Genomic DNA, 5,247 nt, shown 5'->3' on the forward strand with positions numbered 1-5,247 from the left:
GTTCCCCGGCCCCGGTTCCTCGTCGGTCCGCGCCCACCCGTCGCCATATCGTCCTCATCCCGCCGGCACCGCGGCCCCGGTCGGGGCCCGTTCCCGACAACTGTGCCTGTCGGGGTGGGGCCTGCGCCAGGGGGAACAGGCGTCACCCGGCCGGTGGCGCCGTCTCGACCTCCAGCAGGTCACGGCGGTCCGCCAGGTCACGGCGGGCGCCGCCGAGCTCGCCGGTCCAACGCCGGAAGAGCGTGTGCGGCACGTCGGCGGCGTCCAGCACCCGCCCGGCCACGAAGTCGACGAGATCGCCAGCCGTCCGCACACCCGCGTAAAACCCCGGGCTCGCCGCGGCCACCACCGCCCCGGCGTCGTGCAGGTCCAGCATGTGGCGCAGCGTCGCGCGAGTGTAGGGCATCTCCCGCGGGACGACGATCAGACGGCGGCCTTCCTTGAGCGTGACATCCGCCGACCGCTGCAACAGATCCTTGGACAGTCCCAGGGTGATACCGGCCAGGCAGGCGGTGCTCGCCGGGACAACGATCATCCCGCGAGTCGGGTACGAACCGCTGCTCGTCGGCGCCCCCAGATCACCAGGGGCATGTACCGCGACGAGGGTGGACACCGTATCGGCCAGCACGTCACGATCGGCCAGCACGTCACGATCGGCCAGCACGTCACGATCGGCCAGCACGTCACGATCGGCCAGCCGCGCCGACGGACCCTCCGGAGGTGACACCCCGCCCAGGGGCATGGACAGCCACGTGACCAGGGCTTTCGCCCAGGCGGAGTCACGCCAGGCGATACCCGTCTCATCGAGCAGGGTCAGGCGGGCCGCGCGGGACAGCACCAGATCGACTGGCAGCCGAGCGGCCAGCAGGCCACGCAGCACCGCGGCCGCGTAGGGGGTTCCACTGGCACCGCTCACCCCGACCACCCACGGCAGGCGTGCTCCGGCCCCCTCCTCGGGGGCAGTGAACACATCGGCCATGACGAATCCGATGCTCAGACGGCCAGACCACGGCTGGCGAGATCGACAACGGCGAAGAGGAACAAGACGATGCCGACGAATCCGTTCGCGGTGAGGAAGGCCCGGTTGACCCGCGACAGGTCGTTCGGGGACACGATGGCGTGCTCATAGCAGAATGCCGCCGCCGTCAGCACGAGCCCAGCCCACCACCACGGACCGGCGCTGTCCATCAGCCCGTAGACGATGAACAACGCAAAGGTGATCATATGCGTAACCGTGGAACCAATGAGCGCGGCCCGCACCCCGAACCGGGCCGGCACCGCACGCACGCCGATGCGCCGGTCGACCTCGGCATCCTGGCAGGCGTAGATCACGTCGAAGCCGCCGATCCAGCTACCGACCGCAAGGCCGAGCACCAGGGCGGCCCAGGACCACTCACCGGTGACCGCGATCCACGCGCCGACCGGGGCCGCCGCCTGGGCGATGCCGAGCACGGCGTGTGGGAAGTCGGTGAACCGTTTCGCGTAGGGGTAGACGACGAGCGGCGCGACGGCGACCGGCGCGAGCAGCAGGCAGAGCCAGGACAAGGCCGCGGCGGAGGTGAGGAAGACGGCGAGCGCGACCGCGGCGCCGACGACCGCCGTACGCACCGAGACCACGCCGGTGACCAGCTCTCGGTTCGCCGTCCTCGGATTACGGGCGTCGATCGCGCGATCGATGACCCGGTTTGCGGCCATGGCGAAAGTTCGGGCCGCGACCATCGCCACGGTGACGAGGGCGAGGTCCGACCAGTGCACCGACCGGGAATCCGCGAACGAGGCTGCGAGCGCCGCGATGTAGGCGAACGGCAGCGCGAAGACCGAGTGCTCGATGACGACGAGCCGCAGAAACGCCCGTACCCGGCCGGTGGCGTGTCCCGGGCCGGCTCCCGACCCTCGCCCGACCGGCTCCGACGCGCCCGGCACCCACGCGGCGTCACTCACCGCGATCACCACTCCTTGTTCCTTGCCCAGCCAGAGGCCCCAGCGTCCTTTTTGTCCCTCTGGCTAGGCAAGAAAAACGGAGGACGGTCACAGGCCATACTCCTTCCATCGGCGGGTGACCCGTTCGCGGACCGCCTCGTCCATGACGATCTCCTCCGGCCAGCCGCCGTCGCGCCGGTAACCCTCGCTCGGTAGCTTGCGGGTCGCGTCCACACCGACCTTGCCGCCCCAGAACTGCTCGTAGGCGGCGTGGTCGAGATGGTCCACCGGCCCGATGGTGGTGATCAGGTCGTGGGCATAGTCGACGTTGCCGAAGGCGCGCCAAGCGACCTCGTGGTAGTCGTGCACGTCGCAGTCGGCGTCGACGACCACGATCAGCTTCGACAACGACAGCAGCCCGGCCCCCCATACCGCGTTCATCACCTTCTGCGCGTGCTTCGGATAACGCTTCTCGATGGAGACGATGCAGCAATTGTGGAACACCCCCGCCTCGGGCAGGTCGTAGTCGACGATCTCGGGAATCATCATCCTGACCAGTGGCAGGAAGATCCGTTCGGTGGCCTTGCCCATCGGGCCGTCCTCCTGCGGCGGCCGACCGACCACGATCGTCTGGAACACCGGGTCACGCTGCATCGTCATCACGTCGACGTGCAGCGCCGGGAACGGTTCGACGGGCGTGTAGAAGCCGGTGTGGTCGCCGAACGGCCCCTCGGGCAGCCGCTCCCCCGGCTCGAGCCAGCCCTCGATCACCACCTGTGCGTTCGCGGGCACCCGCAGCGGGACGGAGAGGCAGTCGACCATCTCCACCCGCTCGCCGCGCAGGTAACCGGCGAACAGGTACTCGTCGAGGTCGGCAGGCAGGGGCGCGGACGCGGCGTAGGTCACCGCCGGGTCACACCCGAACGCGATGGCGACCGGCAGCCGCTCCCCACGCCGCTCGGCGACCGCGTGATGCGCGTTGGAGTCCTTGTGGATCTGCCAGTGCATGCCGACGGTGCGTGCGTCATGGCGTTGCAACCGGTACATCCCGAGGTTACGCGCCCCGGTCTCGGGGTGCTTTGTGTGCGTCAGACCGAGGTTGAGGAAGGCCCCGCCGTCGTTCGGCCAGGCGTGCACCCCCGGCAGCCGGAACAGGTCGACGTCCGGACCCTTGAGGACGACGTCCTGGCAGGGCGCGGTCCGGACCCGGCGGGGCGGGACCGAGGCGAGCGACGCCGCCTTGCCGAACGCCTCACGCAATCCGGACAGGCCGATCGGCAGCTGCGGGCGCAGCAGCGCGCCGAGCCGTTCACCGATGTCGTCCAGCGCCTCGACGCCGAGCGCGGCAGCCATCCGCTCCTCGGTGCCGAACACATTGATCGCCAGCGGCATGTCGGCGCCGGCCGGGGACTCGAACAGCAGAGCCGGCCCGCGCTCCCGTACCACCCGGGTCACGATCTCGGTGACCTCGAGACGCGGGTCGACGGGTACGGTGACGCGGCGCAGATCCTTCCGCCTTTCGAGATGAGCAAGGAACGCACGCAGATCCGCCCAGGCCATGACCTCCATCCTCGCAGTCGCCACGGGTGGATGCCCGACCGCCCACAGGTGGTCACGATCCCAGTTCAACACGTCACGTCCCGGGCACGGCCTCGTCGGATAACGGACCGGGAGGACGAGGAGGCGGCGCGGAAGGCACACTAGAGATACACGGGCCGGCCATCACCACGACATGTACGTCCGTCGCGGGCCATAGCGGACGGTACGTGCTCGCCTGACCCATCTGGTGAGGTCGCCCGTCCGTGACGCCATCCGTCCGTGACGTCGCCACGGGTCGGGGGTTTCGCCACGGGTCGGGGATTAGATGCCCGCGGATCGGATGTTCCATACCTGACAGGTCAAGACGGACATAACGATCAAGAAAAGCAGGAAGGAGCGACCGGCCGGTGCTGGGCCTCGCGCTGACGTTTGTGATCATTGGTGTTTGGGCTTACGCGATCATCGATGTCTTCGGGACACCCCCCGAGGAGGTTCGGATCATGCCCAAACTCGCGTGGATCGTAGCAGTGATCTTCCTTGGTATCTTCGGCACCGCCGGATGGTTTTTCTTCGGTCGACCTCGCGCGAACAGCGTCGGCGAGCGGCCGTTGCGCCGGCCGGTCTCCGACCATCCGGCCTTCGGGCAACGATCGTCCTGGGGCATCGACAGCCGGCGTGATGGCGGCTTCGGCCGGTACAGCGCGCGGACGGGCACCCGCCGGGCCGCCGTCCGGCCGAAGGGTCCCGACGACGACCCGGACTTCATGCGGGAGCTGTCCGCCCGGATCCGCAAGGGCGAGGCCGGACCTCCGTCGTCATCGTCCCGCGGCTGAGCCGCATGGACGCGGGGGATCCAGGGCCACGAGCCCGCGGCTGACCGGCTCCGCGCACCGGGACGAGCAGCGGTCCGTCGTTCCGGTACGCGGCCGAGCGGGGTGTTCTCCGCAGGCTGCGGGTGGCCCGCCCGTTCTCCCCGGCGGGCCAGGCCGGGACCAGGGACCAGCAGCCGTGGGGAGGGTCAGATGCCGGCGTAGGAGTGCAGCCCCGAGATGACCAGATTCACCAGGTAGTAGTCCACGAACAGGGCGCTGAAGGCCAGCAGCGAGATCGCCGCGGCCCGCCGCCCACGCCATCCGGCCGTCGCGCGGGCGTGCAGGTAGGCGGCGTAGCAGACCCAGGTGATGAACGACCACGTCTCCTTGGGGTCCCACCCCCAGTAGCGGCCCCATGCTGATTCCGCCCAGATCGCCCCGGCAATGATCGCGAAGGTCCAGATCGGGAACGCGAACGCGATGACCCGGTAGGACAGGGTGTCGAGCGCCGCCGACGACGGCAGGCGCATGACGATGCCGCCCCGGCGCTGCATGGCCTGGCTCGCGTCAGCCCGTCCGGCCGCGACCTCGGCCAGCCGATTTTCCCAACGCTCCTTGATGAGGAACAACACCGTGGTCACGGCGGAGACCAGGAACACCCCGCTGGCGACGATCGCACCGACCACATGGATCTTGAGCCAGTACGAGTTGAGCGCGGGCACCAGCGGTCCCGCAGCGACATAGAGCACAGTGCCGGCGAAACCAAGCGAGAGCACGACCGGCAGCATGACGAAGACGCCCAACCACCGGACCGGCTGCCGGATCATCAGGGCGAGAAACGTCGTGACCGCGATCAGGCAGATCATCGACGAGAACTCGTACATGTTGCCCCAGGGCACCCGGTCCGCCGCGAGGCCACGAGTGATAACGGACCCCAGGTGCAGCGTCCAGCCGACGACCGTCAGCGCGACGGCGA

At 69.3% G+C, this 5,247-nt stretch carries 5 protein-coding genes; 1 reads left to right on the forward strand and 4 read right to left on the reverse strand.

Translation table 11 applies throughout. The annotated features are described in order from the left end of the window. Nucleotides 1-142 precede the first annotated feature (142 nt). The 3 genes from AC08OX_RS07275 to AC08OX_RS07285 all read right to left on the reverse strand — a co-directional run bounded on the left by AC08OX_RS07275 (nt 143) and on the right by AC08OX_RS07285 (nt 3,480). Nucleotides 143-979, reverse strand: coding sequence for a UbiX family flavin prenyltransferase (locus tag AC08OX_RS07275; RefSeq protein ID WP_476607110.1), 837 nt, complete (start codon nt 977-979; stop codon nt 143-145). A gap of 14 nt (nt 980-993) precedes the next feature. After that, nucleotides 994-1,941, reverse strand: a complete 948-nt coding sequence (mqnP, locus tag AC08OX_RS07280) for a menaquinone biosynthesis prenyltransferase MqnP (protein WP_476607111.1) — start codon at nt 1,939-1,941, stop codon at nt 994-996. An 87-nt stretch (nt 1,942-2,028) separates the two neighbouring features. Next, on the reverse strand, nt 2,029-3,480 hold the full coding sequence (locus tag AC08OX_RS07285; protein ID WP_023839804.1) for a menaquinone biosynthesis decarboxylase: 1,452 nt from the start codon (nt 3,478-3,480) through the stop codon (nt 2,029-2,031). Between the two features lie 386 nt (nt 3,481-3,866). On the opposite strand from AC08OX_RS07285, the gene AC08OX_RS07290 reads away from it, so the two are divergent. Continuing rightward, nucleotides 3,867-4,292 carry a PLD nuclease N-terminal domain-containing protein gene (locus tag AC08OX_RS07290; protein WP_011434974.1) on the forward strand — a complete coding sequence of 142 codons (426 nt, stop codon included), beginning with the start codon at nt 3,867-3,869 and terminating at the stop codon, nt 4,290-4,292. Nucleotides 4,293-4,477: 185 nt separating this feature from the next. Here AC08OX_RS07290 and ccsB read toward each other — a convergent pair. Further along, a partial coding sequence (gene ccsB / locus AC08OX_RS07295; protein WP_476607112.1) for a c-type cytochrome biogenesis protein CcsB occupies nt 4,478-5,247 on the reverse strand: 770 nt, incomplete at its 5' end.

The organism is Frankia sp. CoBUL1 (genome assembly GCF_978021245.1).

Excerpts from the sequence above, each read along its gene's own strand:
- AC08OX_RS07275 (WP_476607110.1), bottom strand. The coding sequence starts at position 979 with ATGGCCGATGTGTTCACTGCCCCCGAGGAGGGGGCCGGAGCACGCCTG.
- AC08OX_RS07285 (WP_023839804.1), bottom strand. The coding sequence starts at position 3,480 with ATGGCCTGGGCGGATCTGCGTGCGTTCCTTGCTCATCTCGAAAGGCGG.